At 61.3% G+C, this 2,508-nt stretch carries 2 protein-coding genes; both read left to right on the top strand.

Annotation, left to right across the window (positions count from 1 at the left end; genetic code table 11):
* On the top strand, nt 1–1,482 hold a 1,482-nt coding region (locus RR842_RS13840), incomplete at its 5' end, for a recombinase family protein (RefSeq protein ID WP_332730167.1).
* On the top strand, nt 1,479–2,508 hold a 1,030-nt coding region (locus RR842_RS13835), incomplete at its 3' end, for a recombinase family protein (protein WP_332730166.1). The genes RR842_RS13840 and RR842_RS13835, both read left to right, overlap by 4 nt.

Genomic DNA, 2,508 nt, shown 5'->3' with positions numbered 1-2,508 from the left:
GGCACCAACTTCAAGCGCCCGGAATTCCAGCGCCTCATGGACGACCTTCGCCAGCGCGTGGTCGACTGCGTCGTGGTGAAGGACCTTTCCCGCTTCGGGCGCGACCACGTGGAGATGGGCAACCTTCTCGAAAACGTGTTCCCGTTTCTGGGCGTGCGCTTCATCGCGATCAACGACTGCTTCGACACGCAAGACCCGACAAGCGCAGGCTCCATCATCGTGCCGGTGAAAAACATCGTGAATGAGGCGTATTCGCGCGACCTGTCCCGCAAGATCGTCCAGGTGAAATCGCGCCAGATGGAGCAGGGCATATCCCCGCAGGGAATCACCGTGTACGGCTACCGCTTCGACCGCGAAGACCGCACGCATCTGGTGCCGGATGAGGAAACGGCCAAGTACGCTCGCCTCATCTTCAAACGCAGGCTCGAAGGGGTCCGCCCCAAGGAGATCGCCCAGGAGCTCAACGACCTAGGGGCTCCAACTCCCGGCATGCACTTCGCCTCGCAGGTGCGCAAGAAGAACCCCGCAGGCGTCATCTGCGGCATGTGGGAGTCGCGCCATATCACGAGCATCGTGAAGGACCCGGTCTACACAGGTGACCTTGTCTTGCACAGGGGTGAGGTGCGCGATACGCCTACGGGCAGGCGCTACGTGCGATTGCCGGAAAGCGAATGGCTGCGCTACCCGGATACCCACGAGGCGTTCGTGTCAAAGGAGGACTTTGCCAAGCTCACCATACAGCGCGAAGGGCGCAAACTGCCCGAAAGCAAGCGTCCGGAGCCGGTCGAGAACATGGATCCGGTTGTCGGGCTTGGCGAGGAGGACAACGTCTTTCGCCACTTGGCTTATTGCGCCGAATGCGGGGCGGGCATGCAGGCGTGCCGCAACAAGGTGAACGGGCTGTACCGCTCGATGACCATGGTGTGCAGGACGCATTTGAAGTTCGGCGGTTGCCAGAAGAACTCCATCGACGAGCTGCAGCTGCGCATGCTGGTAGCAGACCAGATTCGCGTGCAGCTGAGCATCGGCCTTGGCCTGCAGGGCCTGCTCGACCAGCTGCGCAATCTGCCTAAGGCGCAAGAGCGCAGGCAGGTGCTCGTCGACCAGGTGGAAAAGCGCGAGCGCGAGCTGACGCGGCTAAAGGACAAGCGCAAGCGCTTCTACGAGGACTTCGCGGCAGGCCGCTTCACGCGCGAGCAGTACGACAGCGACAAGCGGGCGACGGAGTGCTTCATCGCGCAAGAGAAGGAGCGCTTGGATGCGGCGAAGGCGGCAGTGAATCGCTTCGATGAATTATTCGAACATGACGACGGCATGCTGCATGCACTCGATGCGGTCGACGACATAACAACGTTCTCAGAGGAACTCTTGCGGGCGATGGTCGCTCGCATAGACATCACGGCAAAAGGCAGCGTGCATATCACATTCCGCTTCGGCGATTGGGTATCGCGCGCTCAAAAAATCAAGAGGGTGGTTTTGTGATAGCGCTCTACATAAGGCTCTCGGAAGCTGACGGGGACTTGGACGGCGACAAGGCCGAATCGAATAGCGTGTCCAACCAGCGCAAGCTCTTGGCCGACTACGTCGCCAAGGCACCGGAGCTTGCCGGGCAGGAGACGCACGAGTTCATCGACGACGGCTTCACCGGCAGCAACTTCGACAAGCGCCCGGCATTCAACCAGATGCTCGAATGCGTGAAGGCGGGCATGGTCACCTGCGTCATCTGCAAGGACCTCTCGCGCTTCGGGCGAGACTATGTGGACGCGGGCCGCTACATAGAGCAGGTCTTCCCCTTCATGCGCGTGCGCTTCATCGCCATCGGGGACAACTACGACAGCGACCAATTGCAGCAGCCCGCAAACGATGCCATCAACCTCGGCCTTCGCAACATAATGAACGCCAGCTACAGCCGCGAGCTTTCGGTGAAAATCAAGTCGGCCAATGCCTCGAAGTGGAAGCGCGGCAAGCACATCAACTCGGTGCCGCTGTTCGGCTATCGCAATGACCCGCAAGACTGCACCAAGCTGCTTGTCGACGAGGAAGCCGCCGAATACGTGCGTCTGGCGTTCGAGCTGGCGGCTTCAGGTCTGCGCCCTTGCGACGTGGCGCGCGAGCTCAACAGGCGCGGCGTTCCGGGGCCCGGCAAGTACAAGATGGATCGCGGCATCGCCAAGGCCAAATACGGCGTAGCCGAGCTGAAGAATCCCGGCTGGGACGGCAGCAAGGTGTCGACCCTGCTGCGCAACGTGGCCTACCTGGGCACACTCGTAGGCCATAAGGAGCAGGTGGTGTGCGTCGGACGCGACATCAAGCGCGCGGTGCCCGAAGAGGAGCGCTACGTAACGGAAAACGCCCATGAGGCGCTGGTGGATACGGCCACCTTCGAGGCTGCCCAAAAGATTCTTGTGTCGCGCAAGCGCCGAGCAAACGTGAAGAAAGATGAGACGTCGCCTTTGGTCGGGTTCGTGCGCCGTGCGGGCTGCGGGCATACGCTCACGTTCAACCGCC

Source organism: Gordonibacter sp. (assembly GCF_036667095.1).
Classification (GTDB): Bacteria; Actinomycetota; Coriobacteriia; order Coriobacteriales; family Eggerthellaceae; genus Gordonibacter.
Note: the sequence above shows the minus strand (reverse complement) of the source record. Positions and strands in the feature narration are given on the sequence as shown.